This is a genomic window from Sinomicrobium pectinilyticum (genome assembly GCF_003725735.1).
Taxonomy (GTDB): domain Bacteria; phylum Bacteroidota; class Bacteroidia; order Flavobacteriales; family Flavobacteriaceae; genus Sinomicrobium; species Sinomicrobium pectinilyticum.
Map to the genome: position 1 here is coordinate 1 of NZ_RJTM01000156.1, position 25,785 is coordinate 25,785.

The following is a 25,785-nucleotide window of genomic DNA, read 5'->3' on the forward strand; positions in this document are numbered from 1 at the left end:
TTTTTCTAATTTACGAATTAATTAACTGAATTACAAATGTTTATTTACTTCTGAAAGTGCCCAAAAAAAGGAGTGCCTGAACACTCCTTCTCTTTACGGTATGTTTTCTCTCCGGAATTATACCCACTCGTTGATATGTGCCCCTCCGCCGCAGGAGAGCTCTCTGCACGAAATGGTAAAAGTTTCCGTCAACGGGTTATAACCTACAGAATCAAAATTTTCCCTGTATTTTACCAGGTATCCTTCAACAAAGTTGACCTCTTTCAATTTGGCTTCCGTATCGCGTTTGATATACGTTATCGTACCGTTCTTACGCTCAAAATTATTGGTCATCCACTCAAAGAAAAAAGATTCTCCGGTAGACTCCACAGTAAGATTGATCCTTCCTCCCCGGGTCACCGATGAAGGGCGACCTGTCGCATCCACTTCCTGGGCCAGGTCATAATTGACGCTTAAGATATTTACCTTCTTGCCGCCAACGCTTAAAATAGCTTTAAATGACATAATACCTAAAATTTAAAAGATAAGGTTTAACAAATAAAACACCGAATCAAAAATAAATATATAGATGCAAGATATTAAAGACGTCTTGATTATGCAATAGGCAATTAACAAAAAATGCTTCTGTGAAATTCCCTGTAAATAAATGGTATACACCAGCCCGTGAACGCAAAAATCTCCTGATATGACCACATCAGGAGTGCCGGATCTGCAGCCGTCAGGCCGATGTCACTTCCGCGTTCCTGTCTATTTTTTTCACCAGTCCCTGAAGTACTTTTCCGGGGCCGACTTCTGTAAACAGTGTAGCGCCTCCGGCTATCATGTTCTGTATACTCTGCGTCCATTTTACCGGAGCGGTAAGCTGAACCATAAGGTTCTTTTTTATCTCCTCCGCATCCGTTACTGCCGTGGTCGTTACATTCTGGTAAATGGGACAGGCCGGTTTATGGAATTTTGTCTGTGCTATGGCGGCGGCCAGTTCTTCCCGGGCAGGTTCCATCAAAGGGGAATGGAAAGCCCCTCCGACCGGCAATACCAGAGCCCTTCTGGCCCCTGCTTCTTTGAGGGCCTCACAGGCTTTATTCACCGCCTCCACTTCTCCGGAGATTACCAGTTGCCCGGGACAATTATAATTTGCGGCGACAACTATCCCCTCAGTCTCTTCACATATCTTTTCTACAACGGCATCTTCCAGTCCGAGGACGGCAGCCATAGTACTTGGCTGTAATTCACAGGCTTTTTGCATGGCCATAGCCCTTTGGGATACGAGTTTCAAACCATCCTCAAAATTCAGGGTGCCGTTTGCTACCAGTGCGGATAATTCGCCCAGGGAATGCCCTGCTACCATATCGGGTTTAAAAGATTCTCCCAGTGTTTTACTCAGGATAACCGAATGCAGGAAAACTGCGGGTTGGGTAACTTTGGTTTGTTTCAGGTCTTCATCCGATCCCTTAAACATCACATCGGTAATGGAAAACCCCAGAATTTGATTGGCCTGTTCAAAAAGTTCCCTGGCTGTTTCCGATTTCTCATAAAGGTCGGCTCCCATTCCTGAAAATTGTGCCCCCTGACCGGGGAATATGTATGCATTCATAAAAAAATCATATTTGTTTGAGGCAAAAATAGTAAAATGTTTATTGGCATCTCCCACACATAACGGATATTGTAAAAACGATGCGGAAGCTCATGCATGAACAAACGCGGTTCGCTCCCGTATTCAGGGCTTCTGCTCTCCTTCCTTAAACCAGCCGGAATACTTTACATAATTATTGGCAATACGATCTATTTCCCCCGAAATGAGTTCTTCGCTGATATCTTTTACTTTCCTTGCAGGGACCCCCGCATAGATACTACCAGCCTCTACCCGCGTATTTTGTGTAACCACCGCCCCGGCGGCTATAATACTGTTGCTTTCCACAACACAGTCGTCCATAACAATGCTTCCCATACCTATGAGTACGTTATCGTGTACCGTACATCCATGTACAATGGCATTATGCCCTATGGAGACATTGTTACCTATATTGGTAGGCGATTTCTGGTAGGTGGCATGGATTACCGCCCCGTCCTGCACATTCACCTTGTTCCCCATTTTTATGTAGTGCACGTCGCCACGTATAACCGCGTTAAACCACACACTGCATTGATCGCCCATCTGAACATCTCCCGCGATCACCGCATTGTCTGCAATAAAACAGTCCTTGCCCATACGGGGCTCTTTTCCGTTAACTTTTTTCAGGATCATTTTTCATCGTTTTTAAAAAACCAAAAATACGAAATAAAGTCGGGAGAATCCGGGAGTACCGGAACGCCGGGCCGGGAGGTACAAATACCTCATCCGGTGAGGCGGGCAAGCGCACCTTAAATTTTAAAACAGTTTAGTAAAAAACCGCCCGCAGGCTTCAATCCGATCCTCAAAAGAGCGCCCCTGCAATTCCGAAACTCCGAACTCATCAACTTCGAAGCTCTCTTAACCCGTATTGAGTATTAACACTTTACATATGATTTGCCTGTTCTGCCGACCAGATCACTTTAACATACATTTCTCATATCTTATGCGTAACTTTGCATAAAAATTTGACCCTCATGGAAAAGATCACTATAACAATAAAGCCCACCAATAACCCGGCTATTATAAAATTCGAAGCCGGAAAGTTCCTCACAGAGCATAAAAGCTATGAATATAAAAATATTGATGAGGCCAAAAACTCTCCTCTCGCACAACAATTGTTCTATCTTCCTTTTGTAAAAACCGTTTTTATCTCAGGCAATTTCGTAGCTGTAGAAAGATATGATATCGTAGAATGGCCAGAAGTTGAAAATGAGGTCTCGGAACAGATAGAACGTTACCTGAACAGCGGGCAACCTGTAATTAAAACAGACGAAGGAGGTAAAAGACTTCCTTTCACCATTTACGCAGAAAGCACTCCGAACCCGTCCGTTATGAAGTTTGTTGCCAATAAAAGACTGGTGATCTCCACTTTTGAGTTTAAAAATATAGACGAGGCAAAAGACGCCCCCCTGGCACAGGCACTGTTCCATTTTCCTTTTGTAAAAGAGGTATTTATGGATGAAAATTATATTTCAATTACCAAATACGATATTGCGGAATGGAACGATATTACCTTGGAGCTCCGGGAGTACATCCGCACTTATCTGGAGGAAGGCAAACCAACGGTATCGGAAGGCATAAAGGAACAAAAGACAAACAAAAACACCTTTACCGATACTCAATATGCGGAAAGCCTGAACGAAACGTCCAAACAGATAATCGATATTATCGAAGAATACGTCAAACCGGCAGTGGCCAGCGACGGAGGCAATATCCTTTTCGAATCTTACGACGAAGACAATAAAATCGTCAAACTTATATTACAGGGAGCATGCAGCGGATGTCCTTCTTCCACATTCACCCTGAAAAATGGTATAGAAACGATGCTGAAGGAAATGATGCATGGTAAAGTCAACGAAGTAGTTGCTATCAACGGTTAGATTAAACAGAGATTTCTCTTCTGCAATACAAAAAATCCCGGATTTCAGGTCTTCTTCAACAGAAGAATGAAATCCGGGATTTGTTTTTCATATCCGCAAGACCTGTTTACAATACGGGAAATGCCTTTTCTTTTACTTCCTTGTATTCCTGGTAAAAATCCCTGAAAAGTTCCAGCAGGTTCATACTGGCCGTTATCAGATCTTTGGTTTCCAGCAGTAAACCGAAATAAAGCTTCGTATTCTTAGGACTGGTTTCCGTAGTACGTATACGATCTATCTGCTTTTGAATAAGATTGGACACCCGGTCGAACAACTCCTGCTTTTCTTCGAGTATATTATCTATATCCTCAAAAGACTCCTTATCAAACGTGTATTTGATCTTATCGAACAGTACCTGGAGATCGTTATCTATGCTTTTCAGGTCCCTGATCTGGTTAAATTTGAGATTCTTATGATTATTGTTAACGTGGGAATAACTGTTTTTTACGATATACCCGATCGACTGTACCATATCCTGCAGGTTGTCCAGCATCAGTATATAGAACTTACTGGCTTCGATGGACGATTCATCCAGGGATTTGATAAAGTAAAACAATTCGCCTTTGAGCTCATCTACCTCATCTTCCAGTTTTTTCAGGGTCTTTTTATTCTTTTTCAGCTTTTTCAACTCCTGTAACCCAAGATTGTCTACCACTTCGCTGTAAAGCTTATTGGTTTTTCCTATCACTTTGGATATATGGTGCGAACTGTCATTCACGATCTCATGAATGGTTATGATATCTTCAGTACGGAGTTTGCGTTTTTCTTCTTCTTCCCGGGCCCTTTTCGCATGTATCCTGGAGCTGCGGTATAGGAGTAGGGCAGCCACGATAAGCAATCCTACAAAGGCTACGATACCTCCTATACTCAATAAATAGGCAATTACGGCTGCCGCAATAAAGGCCACTATTGCCGTCAGGAACCATCCCCCGATAACATTAAATACCCCCGCCACACGATACACGGCACTTTCCCTGTCCCAGGCACGATCGGCAAAAGAAGTACCCATAGCCACCATAAAAGTAACATAGGTCGTGGAAAGCGGCAATTTGAGGGACGTACCGATAGATATCAGTATACTTGCCACCATCAGGTTTACGGAGGCTCTGACCATATCAAAGGCCGGGGCATCCTTTTTCTTGCGTTTTACTTCCGGCTGCTCAAACTGCTTATCTATCTTAATCTGAACGGATTTTGGAAGAAAATAATTAATCCCGATACCGGCATATACGGAGGTCCTGACGATAAAACGGGAAAGGGCATTGGGAGAAAATTTCTCCGCACCGTCCCCTTGCCTGGAAAGGTCTACTCCGGTAGCGATAACGTCCCGGGCTTTTTTGGAAGTCCATAGGGTAATTACCATAACTATACCCGCAAACAGCAGAAAGTAGAACGGCGCCACGATCTCCCCGCTTGCCAGTTCACCCATCAGGTAAGTATCGGCAGACATACCGGAATTGGCATAAAAACCGTAAGACTGATATGCGGCGATCGGCACCCCGATAAAGTTTACCAGGTCGTTCCCCGCAAAAGCCATTGCCAGGGCAAAGGTACCGATAATGATGATCATCCGGAGTATATTTACCTTCAGCACACTCATCAGTATCTGCGAAAGTGTCGTCCAGAAAACCAGGCTGACGCCTATTATAATCAACTGGTGTTCCTTTATCCAGGCGGATACTTCTGCCGGAATAAAGGAAACTCCTTTCAGACCTTTGACCAGCATAAAAAATGTAATGGCCGTAATAGCCAATCCGCCGAAAATAGCACCTATATATTTTACCTTTTTTTCAAACTGAAACGTAAAAACCAATCGGGAGATATATTGTATCAGCGCTCCGACGGTAAAAGACAAAGCCACAGACAGCAGGATACTCACCACAATCTGTGTAGCCTTGGTCGTATTGATATACGCTCCCAATGTAGACATGTCGTCATTCTGCATGACAATTTTGTAGATAGCCAGGCAGACGGCAGCACCGAGAAGTTCAAATACGATCGATACCGTAGTAGAGGTAGGCAGGCCGATGGAATTGAATACATCCAGTAAAAGAATGTCCGCTATCATCACCGCCATGAAAATAATCATAACTTCATTAAACGTAAACATCCCGGGAATAAAGATACCACTACGGGCAATTTCCATCATACCGCTCGAGAACAACGCTCCGCAAGCGATCCCCGCACTGGCAACAATCATGATGGTCCGAAGCGAAACCGCTTTGGAGCCTATGGCCGAATTTAAAAAATTAACTGCATCATTACTGACCCCGACAACCAAATCTGTTATTGCCAACAGCGCAAGGGCTATCAGCATTACCATATACACCTGTTCCATACGTATTCTTTACAACCGCAAAAGTCTGCCAACTTAATTAAAATAAGGTTAATTTAATGTTACCAAAACATTATGCGGATGTTTATAACGGTTTCTTAATCTACAATTTAAGTAAATTTATTTTAATAATGTAATACAATTCCGTATATTTATGATTATTAAGTATTTATAAAAAAACAAAATTATGGCAGTTTTAAAGGTAATCGAATTGCTGGCAAACTCTCCGGAAAGCTGGGAAGATGCCACACAAAAAGCAGTAAAACAAGCATCCAAGACCCTGAAAAACATAAAGTCTGTTTATGTACAGGATCAGAGTGCCATGGTGAGTGGCGACAAGATCACGGACTATCGGGTCAATGTAAAAATCACTTTCGAGGTGGAATAATCCCCTGTACACCGCCTTTCCCATTACCCTACGTACAAATGTCAGCTTAATCACAAGTGTTTGAGCCGTAACAGGCGTTTCAATATCTTTGAGACGCTTTTTTTGTTATATTTTTGAATAGTCAACCACCCCGGAGCAAGCGCACAGGACATAAACGGAAAAACCGAAAAGTATTTCGGCGTAGGCAGGGCACTTAAATCTCATTCCGTGAGTAAAGTGTCATAACACGGGGAGAGTTCCGATTCCTGTATTTACAGATTATTTTTACCTCAGTTCAAAATAAAGAGAAAATGCCATACGAACATACGAATGACCTTATCCGGGAGAGCAGCCCTTACCTATTGCAACACGCACACAATCCCGTAGACTGGAAGCCGTGGAAACCGGAGACCCTTGAAAAGGCAGTCCGGGAAAACAGGTTAATGGTTGTCAGTATAGGTTATGCTGCGTGCCACTGGTGCCATGTCATGGAAAAGGAGAGTTTTGAAAACCTCCAAGTAGCGGAAGTGATGAACGATGGTTACATCAATATAAAAGTGGACAGGGAAGAAAGGCCGGATGTGGACCAGGTATATATGAATGCCGTACAACTGATGACCGGGCAGGGAGGGTGGCCTCTTAATGTGATAACACTTCCCGACGGCAGGCCGGTATGGGGCGGAACTTATTTTCCGAAGGACCGCTGGACTAATGCATTGCGGCAAATCGGAGAACTTTTTGAACAACAACCTGAAAAACTCCGGGAGTATGCAGATAAGATGGAAAAAGGTCTTCGGAGTCTGGAAGCGATAATTCCGCAGACAGACCGGACGCCTTTTTCTTTTCTGCAGGTCCGGAATGCCGTAAACCGCTGGAAAAACAATTTTGACAAGGTCAATGGCGGGCCTGACCGTGCCCCGAAGTTTATGATGCCCGTAAATTTGTCCTTTCTGCAGCACTATATTTTTGAAAATCCGGATAAAGAAATAGAAGACCACCTCGATCTCACCCTGACCAAAATGGCCTATGGCGGGGTTTATGACCATATAGGCGGTGGTTTTTCCCGCTATTCCGTTGATGCCAAATGGCACATTCCGCATTTCGAAAAAATGCTGTACGATAACGGGCAGCTCGTAAGTGTCTATGCCAACGCCTATGCCGTCACCGGAAAAGAACTCTACAAAAATGTTGTCTACGAAACTCTTGATTTTGTACGCCGGGAGCTGACCGGTGAAGAGGGAACATTCTATTCTTCTCTCGATGCGGACAGTGCCAACGAAAACGGGGAAGTCGAAGAAGGTGCTTTTTATACCTGGACAAAACCGGAACTTCAAAAGCTTCTGCTTACGGATTTTCCATTGTTCAGAGACTACTACAACATTAACGATCATGGCTTGTGGGAAAAGGGGAATTATGTCCTCATCCGCAATAAGGGAAACCGTGAAATTGCCGAAAAACACGGACTTACGGAAACGGAATTGTCTGAAAAGGTGGCTTTCTGGAAATCCCTGCTTTTGGAAACAAGAACCCGAAGGTCCCGGCCACAACTGGATGACAAGGTTCTTACTTCCTGGAATGCCATAATGCTGAAGGGCTATACAGATGCCTATAAAATTTTCGGAGAACCCTCGTTTCTGGAAGCGGCACTCGCCAATGCCCGTTTTCTCACCGGCAGCCAGTTACGTCCGGACGGCGGACTCTACCGGAATTATAAGAACGGAAAAAGCAGCATCAATGCGTATCTTGAAGATTATGCAATCCTGACCGATGCCCTGCTGTCACTGCACGAAGCCACGCTCGATGAGCACTGGCTTATGACTGCCAAAAAGTTGACAGACTATGTGTTCAGCCACTTTTATGACGAACAAAGCAATATGTTTTTCTTCACATCAGACAAGGACCTTCCGCTTATCATGCGGAGCATCGAAACATCGGACAATGTTATCCCCGCTTCCAATTCTATTATGGCCACAAACCTTTTCGTGCTGTCGCGCCATTTTGACGAACGGCACTATGCCAAAACAGCAGAACAAATGCTCCGTAATATGACAACAAACGCAGAGGAGCATCCTTCTTTTCATGCCAACTGGCTAAAACTGATGCTGTACCATAGCTCAAACTTCTATGAAGTGGCCGTAGCCGGAGAAAATGCCATAAAAAAGGTGAGGGAACTGAATCGTAACTACTCCCCTAACAAACTGGTTACGGGAGCTACAGGAGATTCCGAACTACCATTGTTGCAAAACAGATTTGTAGAAGACAAAACTCTTATTTATGTTTGTGTAAATTTTTCCTGTAAACTTCCAGTAGGCAAGGTTAGTGATGTCTTACCCCAATTGCGAAATAACCCTTAAAGCCCGGGAAATAAAACAGTGTTTTTCTAAGAGAATACAAAGCCCCAACATAATAAAAACTGAAACAAAACCCTTAAATATATTATACTATGGAAGAATACTTCGACGCAGCACTCGCTATGATTATCGCCTATGCACCAAAAGTACTGGGAGCTATTGTAACATTGATTATCGGTTTCTGGCTGGCCGGAATACTTGCCAATTACGTTCGTAAGCAACTGGAAAAAAGAAACGCCGATCCGTCCTTGACACCTTTCCTCACCTCTATGGTTCTTATTCTTGTTAAAGTACTGGTGTTATTGAGTGCTGCAAGTATGTTTGGCCTTGAGGTCACTTCGTTCGTAGCCATTTTCGGAGCACTGGCTTTTGCCGTTGGTATGGCTTTACAAGGCAACCTGAGCCATATGGCCGCAGGCATCCTTATCCTTTTCTTCAAACCTTTCCGGGTAGGGGATTTTATCGTAACCCAGGGCTATTCCGGAACTGTAAAAGAAATACAGATTTTTACTACGGTACTTACCACCCTGGATAACAGGGTTATCATTATTCCGAATGGCGCCATTACCAGCGGGCCCCTTGAGAACCTTACAGCCAATGCGGTCCGAAAGGTCCCCATGACATTCGGTATCGGTTATCCGGACGACATAGACAAAGCCCGTGGAGTTATTAAAAGAGTGGCTGACGAATGTCCTTACATTGACCATCAAAAACCTGTAGACATCCTTATTTCGGAACTGGCGGACAACTCTGTGAATTTTGCCGTACGCCCGTGGTGTAAAACAGAAGATTACTGGAATGTTCATTTTTATATGCAGGAGAATATCAAAAAGGCTTTTGATAAAGAAGGTATCGGCATCCCTTACCCACAGAGGGATATTCACATATACAATCACAACGGGGAGGCAAAAGCCTAGGACTTACTTCTTCTTTCCCGTAACGACAAAATCTTTTAAGTAATAAGGTTCAAAATAGGCAACATTTTCAAACCTGCCTGTTTTGAACTTTTTTTCTGCCAGCCAGGCCATTCCCGAAGCCGACGGGGCCTCTATCCTTTCCGGGAATACCGCATTGGCATGGGTAATAATCCCTTTGCACTTTTCCGCGCCGTTCCCGGTAAAATAGACCTTACCTCTTTCCAGCCATTCCCCGAAAGATTCCCCGGTTATTATTTCTGCTCTTGTTTCACGGACAGGTTGGTGGTCTTTATCATATACCGCGGAATATACCTCCATCCGCCTTGCATCGAGCAGAGGCAGGATAACACCGCTTTCTATAGTATATACGGAAGCCAGCACCTGTAAGGTGGGTATGGCTATGAGAGGTTTGTCGAGAGAATAACAAAGGCCTTTGGCCGTAGACACCCCGATACGCAGGCCCGTATACGATCCGGGTCCCATACTCACGGCAATGCTGTCTATATCCGGCAAAGGTATCGCCGCCTGTTCCATGACCTCCCGTATAAAAACATGAAGGTTTTCCGAATGGGAATAGTTAACATCGTCCTGCTCTTTAATAACAAGCGGTTCACCATCTTTAGCCAGGCAAACGGAGCAGTTTGTCGTAGAGGTTTCGATATTTAAAATAGCAGCCAATGCAAATTGTAATTTACGATTTCAGATTCACGATCCCTGCCATGGATAAATCCGGGACCTTACAGTTCATCCAGAGGAATCCCGAAATAGAATTCCAAAACTTTCAGTTTAAAAATATAGTCGTATTTGGTCCTTACGAATTCTGCTTCCGCATTGTCTACCCTGGCCTGTGCCTGGGCAAAATCGAAGCTGTTCATCAGTCCTACGTTAAAACGTTCCCTTGCATAGTTGTAGGCTTCCTGCCTCGCTTCGAGTGCTTTTCCGGCAGCTTCATAACTTTTGTATGCAGCACGGGTGTCGTTCCATGCCTGATGCACGGCATTATCCAGGTCGAGTTTATCCTGTTCCAGTTGGTTTTTAGTCCTCTCTACATTCACCTGGCTTCTCTTTACACTGTTCTTCGCAGAAAAACCATTCAGGACGGGGATATTGAGCTGAAGACCATAGGAATGTCCGTCGTTTTGTGTCCATTGTTCGAAAAAGGGTAACGGCCCGCGGATCTGACTTACAGGCTGCAGACCGAATATCTGTTCTTCTGTAGACGGAACGAAGAATTGGGTACCTACCGTCTCAAATTCGCCAGTGGCAACTGCCCTGTCCTGATAAGATATCCTGGTATCGTAACCATAGAACGCGGATATCGTAGGGAGCAAAGCCCCTTTGGCTATATCCAGGTCTTTCTTGGCAAGTTCTACATTGGTCTCCGAAAATTTAATATCATTACGGAATGTGAGGGCTTTATTATAAATGCTTCTCGGAGAATTGTCCAGTATATCCGATTCGGGCAACATAAAATCTTCATCGGCCACATCAAAATTTTCATAATCATCGATCAGCAGTAACTGGGCCAGCGAAATTTTAGAGAGTCGCAATTCGTTTTCGGCATTTACTATTTGCTGTTCCTGGGTGGCCGCGGTAGCCTCTATTTCCAGAAGGTCACCCTTCGGAACTACCCCCGATTCCACCAGTTCTCTGGTCTTTTTAAGGTCCTGCTCGGTCACGGCATACTGCGACCTGGCTACCTCCAGGTTTTCCCTGCTGAAAAGTACCTGCAGATAACCGTTGGCCACGGAAAGGGATATGTCATCTTTCATATCGGCCAGTTTGTAACGGTTGGCAAGGATACTAAGGTTTGCCCTGCGGAGCGTATTGATATTTTGCAGCCCCTTGAACAGGTCTACCCGTACTGCCCCCTGTAACGAGGTAAACTGCGTCGTCTGGTTCTCCAGCAGACCGGTAGTAATATTCTGGTTCAACCCTATATTCCATGAATGTGACATTCCCACGTTTACCGTAGGTAAGAAATTACCTATCGCATCAGATTTATCAATACCGGCATCTTTGGCATCAAGTTCGGTCTGCCTGACACTGATATTATGTTTCAAGGCATAATCTATACAAGCTTTCAGGGTCCATTTTTTGGCCTGCGAATGTGCAAAAGAGGTAATCAGGAGAAGAGTTAGCAGTATAATTCTTGTTTTCATAAGGGTTAATTGTTGTTTTTTTGGTTTTGTCGGGGCACCTGTCAAACGGTGTCCTTATACTATACCGGTTTTTTCAGGAATGCTGTCATCCCGTATTTTATCCAGTACGGAACGTAAAACCGGGGTATATTTTTCTTTACCGGATGACAAACGGCACGAATTTACATCATTTTTAGAAATCTTTTCCCTGGTTTTGCCTTTTAATGCCGTGAAACCGACCTCTTCCTGAAAGACATACCTTTTTTCCTATTGATTCTCACTTGTCGATTCCTTCTTTACGGGTTCGGTCTTATTCCACACTTTTATTTTATCGTTTTCCGACAGGCCGGAAATAATTTCAATATTAAGCCCATCCGATATTCCCGTTTCCACATCCTTTCTTTCAAACTTCTGTTCGCCTACTTCCACTTCCACATACGGCTGTTCGGTTTCCCTGTCAAACTGCAGCAAAGCTTCTTTTATGGCCAGGACATCCTCTTTTTTATCCAGCACAAGAGATGCATTGGCGCTGTATCCGGCCCTGATAAAATATCCTTCTTCCATAAATACATCGGCCTCTATCTTGAATTGTACTACACCGGAAGTTGTCTCTTCCTCTTCGTTCCATTTGGGGGCGACGAATTTCAGTTTGCCGTCGAATTCCTTATCCGGTATTGCCCCGAAACTTATTTTCAGTGGCGAACCAATCTTTAATTTCCCTACTTCTGCCTCATCTACCATACCTTCGAATATCATTTTGGAGAGGTCTGCTATATTGGCGATTGTCGTACCATCGTTAAAGTTGTTACTTTCTATTACCTGGTCTCCTATTTTCACGGGAATTTCAAGTACGGTACCTGCTATGGTAGCTTTTACATTGGTATTGGCACTGGTGGAACCGCCGGCGGAACCGAGTTTTATAATCTGAAGATCGCTTTCGGCATTGGCCAGTTCCTGTTTTGCCTGATCGTAAGTCAGTGCTATATTATTAAACTCCTGGGATGAGATGACCCCTTTTTCAAAAAGTACCTTGTTCCTTTCGTATTCTATCTTCGCATTATTGAGGGTAATCCTGGCATTACTCACTCTTCCCCTTGCCGTGTTCAATGTCTGTTCATTGGGCACCACCTTGATCTTTGCAATAAGGTCTCCTGCCTGCAGTTCATCACCTTCTTCTACCAATATCTCCCCGATAATACCGGATATCTGTGGTTTTATGGCCACTTCATCCTGTGGTATCACCTTACCCGTAGCCACCGATTTCTCTTCAATACTGGTTCTGAAAGGGGTCTCGGTGTCAAATGTTATAGGCGATTTGCTGTTAGACTTTATAAAGTATGCCGCCGCAAACAATGCTCCTATGATCAGAACACCTATTCCTATGTACTTTAAAATTTTCATCTATGCTTACTATTGGTTATTTAATTGTTTTCTTGTTTGAGATGTTATGGTCCTTACTAATTTTTTATAGCACTTTGTCCTTTATACGGAGACGTACGGCTGTACGTCTTTACAGAAATAGGCTTGGCCTATTCTTCTCTCAGGGCATCGATAGGTTTTATACTTACCGCTCTTTGTGCAGGTATCAATCCTATGAGTGTCCCCAGAACCACCATAATGAACAGGGCACTGAAAATGTACGGTATGGGCACGGTAGGATTGGTATAGGGAAAACCGCTGCTGCCCTGCGTTATTACATTGATAATAGCCAGTACAAACGCTCCCAGTATTATACCCAGTATACCTGCTACCAGTGTAAGGAATACCGATTCCAGCAATATCTGCCCTCTCACCTCGGCCGGGGTTGCACCAAGTGCCCTTCGCACACCGAGTTCACGGGTACGTTCCTTCACCGATATAAGCAATATGTTCCCTATGGCTATCACTCCGGCAATGATGGTGGCAAACCCTACGAAAAGGGATAAAAAATTGAGTCCTTTTGCAAAACCGAAAAGTTTGGCAAAAGCTTCGCCAAGATTAAAGGAACCGAATGCCCTTTCGTCTTCCGGGTGAACTTTATGTCTTCTTTTAAGCAGTCGTTTCACATCTTTTTCCAGGGCTATGACATCTGCTTCGTCATAAGCCGCAATGGCAAACCAGCCTACGTTTTCGCCGGTATTGAATATTTTGCGATAGGTGGTATAGGGCAGCATCAGGGAATTATCTCCTTCGAAATCCACGTTTTCCGATTTCTTGTAGACCCCGACAACCTGAAAATATACATTATTGAGTTTTACATAACTCCCTACGGGATCTTCATCCCGGTCAAAAAGATCATTCCTCACCCTTTCTCCTATGACACATACTCTCCTTTCATTTTCCATATCCCTTTCATTCAGAAAACGGCCGCCTTCATATATTTTCTTTTTGGATATTTTATCTATAACGGGGTAGTCACCGAACACGGCATATGTTCCTGTTTTCATGCCCCTGGAAACCTGCGGAGGGGACCCTCCGAAAATCCCCATTACGTTTCGGGGAGCGATGAACTGTATATCCGGTAATTTGTTCCGGAGTTCTTCCGCGTCACTCAGCTTCAGCTGTACCGCCCGTCCTATTTTAAACCCGGCATAGGGCATACTTGTACGCTGGGTCCAGACAAACATACTGTTATTGGCTATTCCCTGAAACTCCCTTTCGAACCCGTTGTCCAGTCCTTTGGTTGCCCCGGACAGCGCTATATAGACAAATATCCCCCAAAGGACGCCGATAATGGTTATTATCGTACGCACCTTGTTCTTTCGGATAGAACCGAAAATTTCCTGCCATGTATCCCTATCAAAAATAAACCGCATACGGCGTTGATTTTTATGAGTTACTTTTAATAATGCCGGTATTCCTGACCTGTTTTTTATTCATCCCTCAGGGCAACGATAGGTTTTACCCTTGCTGCTCTTTTAGCCGGAATATACCCTGCCACTACACCGAAAAATATCAGGATAACGGTGGCTGTGATCACTACATCAAGCCCTACTTCCGGGTTGGTTATAAAATAATCTTCCTTGAAATTGTTCCCCATAAGGCTCAGAATCCCCATACCGAGTACGAGACCGATATACCCCGCTATAGTAGTGATGAAAATGGATTCCTGAAGTACCAGCCCTATCACAGAGGCCGGTGTAGCCCCCAGTGCTTTGCGTATTCCCAGTTCCTTGGTACGTTCCTTGACCACAAAGACCATGATATTACTGATACCGATCACCCCTGCTATGAGTGTACCTATACCAACAAAGACCACCACAATTTGTAATACATTGGCGAACATCATATTTCTTCTGACAATATCAGCCGTATTGCTGAGATAAATACCGTTCTGGTCTTCCGGCGCCACTTTGTGTTTATCTTTCAGGTATTTGTACAGGCTGGTGTCGAAAGCCATTGCCCCGGCATACCCGATATTTGTTTTGTAAGTAAGGACTATCTGATCTATTTTGTCGGTCCCTTTATCCAGAAGCTGTCTTGTAGTATAGGGCATATAGATATACCTCTCTTCGTTATCTCCGCCATCATCCTGAAAGACCCCTACGATCCGGTACATTACCCCCCCGACGTTCAGGTATTTGCCCAGGGCACTCTCGGATTTTCCGAAAAGGTCTATTTCCACGAGGCGGCCTATGACAATATTTTTGGCCCGCTCCGCTATATCTTTTTCATTGATATAACGCCCTTTCATGAGAATGTTCTTTTCCATTTCCTGGTAGGCAGGAGCAACAGCCCTGACATTGTAGGTGTTGGATTCCCCTTTATATCTGGCAAGCTCACTCTTTGAGGTCCGGGGGGTTATTTTATCCAGGTAAAGGGCAAAATCCTTTTTAATATCTTCCAGGTCATCATTCCGGAATTCCACCTGTCTCCCTTTCTTGAACCCTTTGTACGGCACACTTGTTCGTCCCGGGTATAGATAGAAGGTATTGGTGGCATCGTCCATAAAAAATTCGTTGAATGTATTTTTCAGGCCGTTCCCCATACCGAAAAGCACCGTAAATATCAGGATACCGAGCGCAACGGTAAACCCGGAAAGAAATGTCCGGAGTTTGTTTTTTCGTATCGTCTGGAATATTTCCTGCCAGCGGTCCCTACTGAACATATTCTGAAGCCCTTACTTGTTCTACAAAGGTGTCTTCCACGATAACTCCATCTTTAAGATGTACGATCCGTTTGCACATATTGGCTATATCGGGCTCATGAGTCACTACCAGTATGGTCTTTCCCTCATCGTTGATCTCCTGGATCAGTTCCATAATTTCATAGGAGGTTTTACTGTCCAAGGCACCGGTAAGTTCATCAGCAAGCAATACTTTAGGTTCCGCCGCCAATGCCCTGGCAATGGCAACACGTTGTTTTTGCCCTCCCGAAAGTTCGCTGGGAAGGTGGTCCGCCCATTGTTTCAGTCCTACCTTTTCGAGATATTGCAGCGCTTTTTCCTGCCTTTCTTTCCGGTTGACCTTCTGGTAATACAACGGAAGCGATACATTTTCAATGGCAGTCTTATAATTTATAAGGTTAAAGGACTGAAAAATAAAGCCGAGAAATTTATTCCGGTACTTGGCTGCTTTGGTTTCGTTGAGGTCCTTAATAGGCACACTGTCCAGTACATACTGGCCGGAGTCTGCCTCATCGAGCATGCCCAGAATATTCAGGAAAGTAGACTTGCCGGAACCGGACGATCCCATTATGGCAACGAGTTCACCTTCCTTTATGGATAAATTAAGCCCTTTTAAAACGTGGAGGGAATTGCTTCCCATCCGGTAGGATTTATGCAAGTCTTTGATCTCTATCATATTCGGCGCGCTGATTAGTATATGACAATGTACTTATAAAAGTATACATTATCCAATAAAAATGTATTAATCTTTTTCAGATTATCCACTGATTAGACTCCGCAGGAAAGAAATTGTTACGGCCTTAAATGTAAAAAAAATGTTAAATATCCAGTCACTTCCACTTTCCGGCCGGAGGACCCTCTCCGAGCCATGTGATATACTATCGTAGACCCTCTTCATTTTCTGAAAAGGACTGTCCTCTTCAAAAACGGTATATATATGCCCTATGAGCAACATCTTTTTACCTTTTTTCCCGGAGATTTCCGTGAAAAGACGCCCGGCCCGTTCCATTTCCTCAGGCATGTCTATCCACAGGGTCTCAAATCCGATCTCCCGAAATGCTTTTCCGAAAATATCGCCTGTTTTACGAACTCCTGTATGGTTCACAGTACCACTGTTTATATTAACCACCTCTTCCGTAAACAGTATCTGTTCTTCCAGGTTTTCTTTATGGTTTCCACGATTTTTTTCTCCCGGGGGATATGTTCTGTGCCTGAACGGCAAAAACGGCAAACAACACGGCGGTGTTTAAACTATTTTTCCGGACTGGTATTACAAACGTTTTTAAGTTAACGTGGAGTAAATTTAATAATTTTAATGAAGGTTACATATCGTTTTGCATCCAACAGATTATTCCGTATACTCAATTGAATACCCACTCTTGTATATTCCGATTTCCGGTATACATGCATTTCTTTTTATTGTTTTATATCCTCGGAGTGGAAATTACATGTCACCGACACTACGGTCTATGAGTTCCGATAAAGAAAAAACCATTCCGGGCACGGAACGGTTTTTATGGTAATTTGCTTCGGAATTCCGTGCCCGGAGGGGATTATCCAGAGATATGCCCGTGCAGGATAATCGTTTACCGGTTGAGGTCTTTCATGAACATTTCAGGGTAACGGGTGCCCGCTACAGCCCCGGCAGGCATTACGGCGTCTATGCTTTTAGGTCTTGCCCGGTGAGCTTCACTTTTTCTGATGCAATGTTCTCTTCGAGATTTTTTATGCGCTTGGTACCGGGAATAGTAATAATATCCTCACCCTGTGCAAGCACCCATGCAATAGCCAGCTGGGACGGAGTACAGCCTTTTTCGGCTGCAAGTGTTTCGATCTTCTTAACCAGTTCCACATTTTTGTAAAAGTTCTCACCCTGAAATCGCGGCATATTGACCCGGTGATCTTTAATGTCTTCCGGTTTTTTGAATGCACCACTTAAAAAGCCCCGGCTGAGCGGTGAATAAGCTACAAGGCCAATTCCCAGTTCCCGTATGGTCGGAAGGACTTCAGCTTCGATATCCCTGCTCCAGAGAGAATATTCTATCTGCAAGGCAGTAACAGGATGTACGGCAGCTGCCCTACGAAGGGTTGATGCTGATGCTTCTGACAACCCTATATAACGGATAACACCTTTATCGACCAGGTCGGAGAGTGCACCGACTGTATCTTCGATAGGGACATTGGGATCTACCCGGGCAGGGGTATAGAGGTCAACGTAATCTGTTTTAAGGCGCCCGGAGGCTGTAGAGAATCGCATTACGGAGATGATCGGGATGTGCATTAACGGGGCCGAAACCCATAGTTCCACCAGGACCCGGGGCCCTGAACTGACCGGTTTTTAGAGAAATAAAGGCTTTGTCACGTTTACCTTTAATGGCCCTGGAGATCAATTCTTCATTGTGACCCATACCATAAAAATCGGCAGTGTCCAAAAAGTTTTGTCCGAGTTCAAGGGCTCTTTCGATCGTAGCTACAGATGTTGTATCATTGCTTTATCCATAAGCGCCGGACATTCCCATACACCCTAAGCCTATTGCAGATACAACAGGGCCGTTTGTTCCTAGTTTTCTGTTCATCATTCGTTTTTTTTATGATTCGGAACAAAGATCCCCAGATCCTCAGCAAAGGAACCGGACAAAACGTATTACTTCCCTGACAAATCCTGAACAAACATTGATATGGTCCTGCCCGTTACCTTTTTAAATAAACGGGAAAAATATTCGGGATCGTTGAAACCGAGATCATAAGCGAGTTCCTTGACCGAAGAGCTTTCGGAATAATACAACCGGCGTTTCGCTTCCAGTATGAGACGATTGGTAATGAATTCCTTCGGGGAAAGCCCGGAATAATATTTAACAATACCGTATAACCCTCCGGTACTAAGAGCAAGTTTTCCGGCAATATCTTTAATCGTCGGGTGATCGGTGAGGTTATTTTCTACAAAAAGTTTAAAATCTATATATTTCGACAGTTTGTCATCTGCAGGATTCCTCTCGGAGGAGAAATAAGCTGCGTTGATTTCCGTAAGTAAACTATTGAGATGAGCGAGTATAAGTTCAGGGTCGGTATCCATCGTTCTCAACAATTCGAGCAGTATTTCAAAAACGGACTTCAACCTCCCGGCAGCAGAGGAGGTGAACCGGATTTTCTGATTGTTAAAAGGATTTATGAGAAACGGATATTGTTTTGGTAACAGGGAGAGACACTCTTCGTCAAAACCGAGTTTAAAATAGTCGGCACCCTGTTTTGTAGCGGGGAGTTGGTGTATTTGGTGCGGGAGAATAAAGAGAAGTTCATTATTCTTTATCTCGAATTGCTGCAGGTCCACCCCATGGCTGTTGCTCCCTTGCAGCATAAACAGGAAAAAGTAATGAGATTTGCGATGAGTAAGCCCGTATGTACTGACAATCTCGCGAGGAAGGTGTCCGAATGCAGGAGAAATAAGGCGGATGGGAAATTTGTGGTTTTGCGAATACAGGCTGAGTAAGGATCCGATGTTTTGCATGGTTTAAAAGTAGTAAAAATAACATGATGTTGGGGATAAAACGCGGATACGGAGGAACACCGGGAATATCCGGAAAGCAGAGCAATATAAGAGCCTGCATTTCAATCCGGGGTCAGGGCTCTGCCCGGCATGTCCGGAACTATCAATCGAACCGCATGGCCCTTGCAGGCATTATTTTTGTTATTATATAAGAGGGTATCAGCAACATCGTCAAACACAGAAGAAGAGTTCCCAGGTTGAGCAATATAATGTACACGGGGCTGACGTATACCGGAACTTCGGTTACATAATAGGTTTCCGGATCCAGGGCTATAAAACCGAAATATTTCTGGAGCAGTAAAAGGCCGAGGCCTATCAGGTTCCCCCAGAAAAGCCCGATAGCGATCAGGTAACCTGCATTGTAAAGGAAAATTTTCCGGATCGTCCAGTCATCACTTCCCAGGGCTTTCAGTATACCGATCATCTGTGTACGTTCCAGTATAAGTACGAGCAGGGCAGTGATCATATTAAATCCGCCTACGATGATAAGTATTCCTATAATTATGGCAATATTAAAATCAAACAACCCCAGCCATTCGAAAATAGAGGGATATTGATCCAGTATGGTTTCCGAATCGAGTGTGGACAGGGTTTTTCCGTATACTTCATTTCCTTTTTCTTCCAGATCATCAAAATCGTCTATAAAGACTTCAAAATTCCCTACTTCATCTTCAGACCATCCGTTCATCCGTTGTATATGACGTATATCCACCAAAATATACTTGGCATCGAACTCCTGGAAACCGCTGTCGTAAATACCGGTGATCTTGAATATCCGCTGATTGGGCATGGTACTTTCCTTATCCTTCAGGAAGAAGGTATAAAATGTGTCATCCACATCCAGTTGCAGCCTGTCCGCGAGATATCTGGATATGAGTACCTCGTTGTTCAGTTTTCCGCTGTAGTCCGGTAATTTTCCTTTAACCAGATATTCCCTGAAGTATTGCCAGTTATAATCTTTGCCCGCTCCTTTGGCTATAATACCTTCGAAAGTATTTTCGAGCCGGATAATCCCGGCCTTTGCGGCCACTGCCTGAACATGAGTTATACCGTCGATACTTCGGAATTCCGGGTAAAACTCCTGGTGGACAGATATGGGATATACGGAAACTTCCGATTCGTTATTATCGTAATTGTAGATCTGTATATGACCGTTGAACGCCGCTATCTTTTCGCGGATCTTGTGCTGTAAGCCCACTCCGGTAGCTATGGCCACCAGCATCATGATTATTCCTATGGCTATGGCAGCGATGGCGATTTTTATAATTGGCGCCGATACACTACTTTTATAATCTTTGGACTTAATAATGCGTTTCGCTATGAAAAACTCTAAATTCAACGGACCCTTTTGGTTTACAAACCTCAAAAATACATTTTTATTACGGTTCGGCCGCGAAATTATGAGGAAGGCTTTATATATTCCCCTTTACAAGGTCAGAAAAAAAGGGAACGGGAAAGGTACGGAACACACCAGTGGAAAAACACCGCAGGGCCTGCTTTGGCCCCGTACTGGTCCGTTCACACCTGCCGGTCATTTTCCGGCATGGCCCGACCTCAGAATATTGCTTTTCTTTTTACTGATAACGGCATGTGGTAACCGGGCTTCATCCAAACAGGCAGAAAGGACAGCTGAACCCGGACAAACACAACCTGTAAAAATGAAGATAGAAACGGGCGCCGACCGGACCGACGCATATTTACCACTCCTGCAGGGCAAACGTGTAGGTATAGTAGCCAATCCCACCAGCATTATTTTCAGGGACGCGAAAAAAACGGAATACACCCACATGGTGGACAGCCTGTTGAAACTGGGCATAAGCGTACAGAAAGTATTTGCTCCGGAACATGGTTTCCGGGGTACCGCAGATGCGGGCGAGGCGGTTAAGGACGGGAAAGATCCGAAAACGGGGCTGCCTGTTATTTCCCTTTACGGCGATAACAAAAAACCCCGGCAGGAACAGTTAAAGGATATTGATGTGCTCATTTTTGACCTCCAGGACGTGGGCGTACGCTTTTATACTTATATCTCTACCCTTCACTATGTGATGGAGGCATGTGCCGAAACCGGAAAATCGCTTATCGTACTGGACCGCCCGAACCCGAACGGACATTTTGTGGATGGTCCCATTCTGGAACCGAAATACAAGAGTTTCGTAGGCATGCATCCTATTCCTATCGCACACGGCATGACCATAGGGGAATATGCGTTTATGATCAACGGAGAAAAATGGCTTGCCAATGGTGTACAATGTCCTGTCCGGGTTATTTCCTGTGCCAATTACACCAAAGATATGCCGTATGAACTGCCGGTAAAGCCCTCCCCGAACTTACCGAATGCACAAGCCATTAATTTATACCCGAGCACCTGTCTGTTTGAAGGTACCAATGTCAGTGAAGGCCGCGGAACGGACAAGCAATTCCAGGTATACGGCTCTCCTTATCTTTCGCAAAAGGATTATCCGTTCAGTTTTACGCCCAAACCCAATTCCGGTTCCAAGAGCCCTAAATACAATGGGAAAATGTGCCACGGAGAAGACCTTTCGGAAAGCAAAAGATTAAGCCGTATTGAGCTTCAATGGCTTATCCGTGCTTATGCTCATACTGCAAACCGAAGCGAGTTCTTTACCGATTTCTTTGTGAAACTTGCCGGGACCAAAGCGCTCCAACAACAAATTGAAGCGGGGGCCTCAGAAGATGAAATCAGGGAAAGCTGGAAAAAAGGCCTGCAGGAATTCCGCAAAATACGGGAAAAATACCTGCTCTATGAAGATGCCTGAAGTAACGGGTCAGTGAAGTCTGATTAAAAATCGTCGCGTTTTTTTAAGCGGTGATTCCTGGTTTTTTTCACCTGAAATAAATTGCCCGGAAAGAGATCTCCCCGGGCAATTCCAATATAATTCGGCTGGTTTATTTTTTTACAGGGCAGCTTTGGCCTTCTCTACGGCTATAGTGGTATCTGCCTTAACATGCGCAGCGTTCGCCCGGCCACTCGGATCGGTATTTTCCTGCCATTTCGGTATCCATTTCTTCACTGTTCTGGCAGCACTTTCCTGAGGGAAGTGTTTATGGAATATCTCCCGGTAGAAATACGCTTCTTTGGTCGTAGGCGTGTTGATCGTATATTTTTCTGCAGCAGATGCCAGTTCCGCATCGGTCACCCGTGAAGCACAGTGTGCTATGAGCGTGTCGATCCAGTTGTAACCTACACCATCTGAAAATTGTTCCTTTTGCCTCCACAATACTTCATCCGGCAGGAAAGGACGTTCCGGAGTATCGAAAGCCTTTCGCAGTATATATTTTTCCACACCGTCATAAGTTTTCGGCTGCTTGAATTCCGGCATTATTTCCATTGCTGTCTGCAGGAAAGACTTGTCCAGGAACGGTACTCTGGCTTCCAGTCCGTGAGCCATTGTACTTTTATCCGCACGCAGGCAGTCTGCCGTAGAAAGTTTCTGTACCCTGTCTACGGTTTCTTTCTGGAATTCCTGGGCAGAAGGGGCATTCCTGAAATAGAGATAGCCTCCGAATATCTCATCGGCACCTTCCCCGCTCAGCACTACTTTTACGCCCATATCGGTAATGGCCTTGCTCATAAAATACATGGGGGTGGATGCCCGGATGGAAGTAACATCATAAGTTTCCAGATGCCATACCAGCTTTTCCAGTATCTCAATCCCTTCTTCTATGGTGAAATATATTTCGTGGTGTTCCATACCGAGATAATCGGCCACTTTTCTGGCGGCAATAAGGTCGGGAGCATCGGCATCCAGTCCTATGGAAAAGGAGTGTAGTTTTTGTCCTGTCCCTTCCAGCAACCTACAGGCTATGGAAGAGGTCAGGGAGGAATCCAGTCCGCCGGAAAGCAATACTCCCAGCGGCACATCGCTCATGAGACGCTTTTTTGTAGCTGCAATAAGACTTTCTCTAAGCTTATCCAGGTCCAGGTCTTCTGTTGCAGTTTCATAATCGAACCATTTTGGTGTGAAATAGCGTACAAACCCTGTCTTTGGCGTATAAAAATGACCGGGAGGAAATGTGGAGAATTCCACACACTGATCGGCTATGACTTTCATTTCGGAAGAGAAATACATACGTCCCTCTGCATCGGTACCGTAGTATAACGGTTTTACCCCTATAGGGTCTCTCCCCGCGATAAAGTCATCTCCATCGATAACCACAAAGGCAAAAACGCCATCGAGTTTGTTACAGAAATCATAACCGAACTCTTCATAAAGATGTACGATCACCTCAGAATCGGAAGTCGTCCTGAAAGTATGTTCCTTAAGTTCGTTTTTTCTCAGTTCTTTATGGTTGTATATTTCCCCGTTGTGTACCATCCAGGCACTATCCGTTCCTTGTATGGGTTGTTTCCCCGTATGGAGATCAATAATGGAAAGCCTTTCATGGCTGAGTATATGTCCGTTTTCCGTAAGGTGCAGATCGCTTTCATCCGGTCCCCTGTGGCCCATTCTCTTCGACATTTCTTTTATCAGCACGGTGTCCAGTGCAGGCTTCCTTTCTAAAGTTGCCCCCTCCTCGGTATATGTTCCGTTTATCACTGCTAATATTCCACACATAACTATTATGTTTTTGGTTTCTAATTACATTGCAAATATCAGATTTAACTTTCATTTTACAAACATAATGCATCAAATCAACTACATTAATAAACATGGAAATGATTTTCAACATATTTTTGAAATAAAAACCCGGGATAAAAGCTACATATTCAAACAAATTGTAAGTTAAAAGAAGAAAAGGGGGAAATTCCCCCTTAGAAACGGGATTTCTCCCCTTACTCCTCATTTTTTCGGGAAATATATTTGTCTCCATAATTAACCATCCGGTACTAATAAACCTACCGGAAAAAACCTTATAATCATGAAAACCAGATTTTTTTATTGTATCGTGCTATTTTTAGGCATTGGTCTGATAGCATGTTCGGACGGAGAAGACGGCATCGATGGTGTGGACGGTATCGATGGCGAACAGGGACCTGCCGGTCCGCAGGGGCCACAGGGTATAGAAGGCAATGCCAATGTTACCCAGTATACGTTCGGTAACCACGATTTTTCTGCAACAGCCAGTATTATTTTGGATATTCCGGATATAACTGAAGAAGATATGAATCAGAGTGCCTGGTTTGTATACCTGGTACGTCCCAGCAAAAATGTTTATCCGATACCGGGTACCGGATTGAACGGGGCCTCGGAATACCGTCTTTACTGGTCACCTATCCTGATAGGCGAGGTGAATACGGTACGTTTCAATATTCAGAAGACATCGGGCACCGGAGAAGAGTACACGAACATTCAGATCATCCAGGTATTTGCCAATAATACGGAAGACCTTAGCAGCAAAGGACTACCGGATATCGATTTCAGAAACTATGAGGCTGTGAAGGCTCATTACCGGCTTACCAACTAAATCTGCATGATACGGGCCCCTGCAGTTTGAGGACAGGGGTCCCGTATTTTAAAACCGAATATAGGGGATCTTTTTCTGTAAACGGGATATTTTCTCCTGCAGGTTTTTCAAAAACTTCTGGTGCTCACCGGAATCCGGAGCAAAGGGTTTATGGCTCAGACTTTTTTGAATCCCGTCTATGTCTTCCATAACCGGGACGGCTTCCGGGGATATCCATACCCCGGTAAACTTCTCCCAGATATAATCTATGGCAGTCTGGCTGGGATGCAACATATCTTCGGCATAAAACCGGTAATCCCGGAGTTCATCCATCATAATTTCATAGGAAGGAAAATAGGTCCCTTCTTCGGCAACACGGTGCAGAGCGGTGATGAGATGTGCCTTACTGCGTTGGTTTTCCACAAAGCCATCTCTAAGGTGCCGTACGGGGGAAATGGTAAAAACAAAATGTATATCCGGATTGACAGCATGAATATTTTCCCGTATCCGCATAATATTACCTTCTATTTCTTCTGTCAAGGCCAATACTTTGGTAAACCTGTGCTGTGGTACTTTATGACAATTCGCCACGAACTTTCCCGTATCGTTAAGCCGGTATCCCCAGGCAGTACCCAGGGTAATTACCACATGAGAAGTATTTTTCAGATATTCCGCCGTATCTTCTATGGCCCGGTTAATGCGAAAAAGCACTTTCTCCGGAGAGCGGTCGCTCATATCCGAATGAGTATCAAAACAATGCCAGCGTCCGTTATGTTCAAAAACAGCATCCTCCGTGTATTTCTCTCCGCTCCTGACTTTTGCAGTGAAATTTTCGATCGCTGCGGGATGGAACAATATCCCCATCGGATTTTGCAGACAGGGAAATTTATAATAATCCAGCTTGCTTCCTATATTTTCTACAAAACACGAACCGAGAAGCAACAACCGCGAGTTGTAATCTATACGATTGTTCCCGGCCGGTATTTTTATTTGTGTTTGCAGTTTCATTGTCCTGTGGGGTTTTAAGGTACATCCTTTCTCTGCCTCTTACTTCCAGGCAGGTTATGTATTTATCAATGTTCCGTAAC

General features: G+C 44.3%; 23 protein-coding genes. 6 read left to right on the forward strand and 17 right to left on the reverse strand.

What is annotated here, in order from left to right; translation table 11 throughout:
• Positions 1-117: 117 nt before the first annotated feature.
• The 3 genes from tssD to ED312_RS20425 form a co-directional block, all read right to left on the reverse strand.
• Positions 118-504 carry a type VI secretion system tube protein TssD gene (tssD, locus tag ED312_RS20415; protein ID WP_123217876.1) on the reverse strand — a complete coding sequence of 129 codons (387 nt, stop codon included), beginning with the start codon at positions 502-504 and terminating at the stop codon, positions 118-120.
• Between the two features lie 214 nt (positions 505-718).
• Positions 719-1,594, reverse strand: a complete 876-nt coding sequence (gene fabD, locus ED312_RS20420) for an ACP S-malonyltransferase (RefSeq protein ID WP_123217915.1) — start codon at positions 1,592-1,594, stop codon at positions 719-721.
• 123 nt (positions 1,595-1,717) lie between these two features.
• A complete protein-coding gene (locus tag ED312_RS20425) occupies positions 1,718-2,245 on the reverse strand; it encodes a gamma carbonic anhydrase family protein (protein WP_123217877.1) in 528 nt (175 codons plus the stop codon).
• Positions 2,246-2,586: 341 nt separating this feature from the next.
• Here ED312_RS20425 and ED312_RS20430 point away from each other — a divergent pair, with 341 nt between their 5' ends.
• The gene (locus ED312_RS20430) at positions 2,587-3,492 is read left to right on the forward strand and encodes a NifU family protein (RefSeq protein ID WP_123217878.1); all 906 of its coding nucleotides are present in this window, start codon (positions 2,587-2,589) and stop codon (positions 3,490-3,492) included.
• Between the two features lie 106 nt (positions 3,493-3,598).
• On the opposite strand, the gene ED312_RS20435 is transcribed toward ED312_RS20430, so the two are convergent.
• Complete coding sequence (locus ED312_RS20435) at positions 3,599-5,869, reverse strand: inorganic phosphate transporter (protein ID WP_123217879.1); 2,271 nt, start codon at positions 5,867-5,869, stop codon at positions 3,599-3,601.
• 184 nt (positions 5,870-6,053) lie between these two features.
• Here ED312_RS20435 and ED312_RS20440 point away from each other — a divergent pair, with 184 nt between their 5' ends.
• From ED312_RS20440 to ED312_RS20450, 3 genes are all read left to right on the forward strand, one after another.
• Entirely contained in the window at positions 6,054-6,254 is a 201-nt protein-coding gene (locus ED312_RS20440; protein ID WP_123217880.1) for a dodecin family protein, read from the forward strand.
• A gap of 290 nt (positions 6,255-6,544) precedes the next feature.
• Positions 6,545-8,587: a thioredoxin domain-containing protein gene (locus tag ED312_RS20445; RefSeq protein WP_123217881.1), complete on the forward strand. Its 2,043-nt coding sequence runs from the start codon at positions 6,545-6,547 to the stop codon at positions 8,585-8,587.
• Between the two features lie 89 nt (positions 8,588-8,676).
• Complete coding sequence (locus tag ED312_RS20450) at positions 8,677-9,501, forward strand: mechanosensitive ion channel family protein (protein WP_123217882.1); 825 nt, start codon at positions 8,677-8,679, stop codon at positions 9,499-9,501.
• A 3-nt stretch (positions 9,502-9,504) separates the two neighbouring features.
• Here ED312_RS20450 and tsaB read toward each other — a convergent pair whose 3' ends face one another.
• The 11 genes from tsaB to ED312_RS20500 all read right to left on the reverse strand — a co-directional run bounded on the left by tsaB (position 9,505) and on the right by ED312_RS20500 (position 20,630).
• Positions 9,505-10,179 carry a tRNA (adenosine(37)-N6)-threonylcarbamoyltransferase complex dimerization subunit type 1 TsaB gene (gene tsaB, locus ED312_RS20455; protein ID WP_123217883.1) on the reverse strand — a complete coding sequence of 225 codons (675 nt, stop codon included), beginning with the start codon at positions 10,177-10,179 and terminating at the stop codon, positions 9,505-9,507.
• A gap of 59 nt (positions 10,180-10,238) precedes the next feature.
• On the reverse strand, positions 10,239-11,663 hold the full coding sequence (locus ED312_RS20460) for a TolC family protein (RefSeq protein ID WP_123217884.1): 1,425 nt from the start codon (positions 11,661-11,663) through the stop codon (positions 10,239-10,241).
• 246 nt (positions 11,664-11,909) lie between these two features.
• Entirely contained in the window at positions 11,910-13,043 is a 1,134-nt protein-coding gene (locus tag ED312_RS20465) for an efflux RND transporter periplasmic adaptor subunit (protein ID WP_123217885.1), read from the reverse strand.
• A 128-nt stretch (positions 13,044-13,171) separates the two neighbouring features.
• A complete protein-coding gene (locus ED312_RS20470) occupies positions 13,172-14,437 on the reverse strand; it encodes an ABC transporter permease (RefSeq protein WP_123217886.1) in 1,266 nt (421 codons plus the stop codon).
• 56 nt (positions 14,438-14,493) lie between these two features.
• Positions 14,494-15,729, reverse strand: a complete 1,236-nt coding sequence (locus tag ED312_RS20475) for an ABC transporter permease (RefSeq protein WP_123217887.1) — start codon at positions 15,727-15,729, stop codon at positions 14,494-14,496.
• Positions 15,719-16,423 (reverse strand): ABC transporter ATP-binding protein, encoded by a 705-nt coding sequence (locus ED312_RS20480; RefSeq protein WP_123217888.1) that lies wholly within the window; start codon positions 16,421-16,423, stop codon positions 15,719-15,721. Before ED312_RS20480 ends, ED312_RS20475 begins: the two co-directional genes overlap by 11 nt.
• Before the next feature lie 81 nt (positions 16,424-16,504).
• Positions 16,505-16,978, reverse strand: coding sequence for a zinc-binding metallopeptidase family protein (locus ED312_RS20485; protein ID WP_148044343.1), 474 nt, complete (start codon positions 16,976-16,978; stop codon positions 16,505-16,507).
• 429 nt (positions 16,979-17,407) lie between these two features.
• Positions 17,408-18,004 carry an aldo/keto reductase gene (locus ED312_RS20490; protein ID WP_262707141.1) on the reverse strand — a complete coding sequence of 199 codons (597 nt, stop codon included), beginning with the start codon at positions 18,002-18,004 and terminating at the stop codon, positions 17,408-17,410.
• On the reverse strand, positions 17,973-18,179 hold the full coding sequence (locus tag ED312_RS24390) for an aldo/keto reductase (protein WP_262707142.1): 207 nt from the start codon (positions 18,177-18,179) through the stop codon (positions 17,973-17,975). The genes ED312_RS20490 and ED312_RS24390 overlap by 32 nt, the downstream gene beginning before the upstream one ends.
• A gap of 212 nt (positions 18,180-18,391) precedes the next feature.
• Positions 18,392-19,252 (reverse strand): AraC family transcriptional regulator, encoded by an 861-nt coding sequence (locus ED312_RS20495; RefSeq protein ID WP_123217890.1) that lies wholly within the window; start codon positions 19,250-19,252, stop codon positions 18,392-18,394.
• A gap of 142 nt (positions 19,253-19,394) precedes the next feature.
• Complete coding sequence (locus ED312_RS20500; protein ID WP_123217891.1) at positions 19,395-20,630, reverse strand: ABC transporter permease; 1,236 nt, start codon at positions 20,628-20,630, stop codon at positions 19,395-19,397.
• Between the two features lie 61 nt (positions 20,631-20,691).
• Here ED312_RS20500 and ED312_RS20505 point away from each other — a divergent pair, with 61 nt between their 5' ends.
• Positions 20,692-22,068 (forward strand): exo-beta-N-acetylmuramidase NamZ family protein, encoded by a 1,377-nt coding sequence (locus ED312_RS20505; protein ID WP_123217916.1) that lies wholly within the window; start codon positions 20,692-20,694, stop codon positions 22,066-22,068.
• A gap of 138 nt (positions 22,069-22,206) precedes the next feature.
• Here the strand turns inward: ED312_RS20505 and asnB are convergent, their stop codons facing one another.
• Positions 22,207-23,868, reverse strand: a complete 1,662-nt coding sequence (gene asnB, locus ED312_RS20510; protein ID WP_123217892.1) for an asparagine synthase B — start codon at positions 23,866-23,868, stop codon at positions 22,207-22,209.
• 304 nt (positions 23,869-24,172) lie between these two features.
• On the opposite strand from asnB, the gene ED312_RS20515 reads away from it, so the two are divergent.
• Entirely contained in the window at positions 24,173-24,718 is a 546-nt protein-coding gene (locus ED312_RS20515; protein WP_123217893.1) for a collagen-like protein, read from the forward strand.
• Between the two features lie 48 nt (positions 24,719-24,766).
• Here ED312_RS20515 and ED312_RS20520 read toward each other — a convergent pair whose 3' ends face one another.
• Positions 24,767-25,705, reverse strand: a complete 939-nt coding sequence (locus ED312_RS20520; protein ID WP_123217894.1) for a GSCFA domain-containing protein — start codon at positions 25,703-25,705, stop codon at positions 24,767-24,769.
• Between the last annotated feature and the right edge of the window lie 80 nt (positions 25,706-25,785).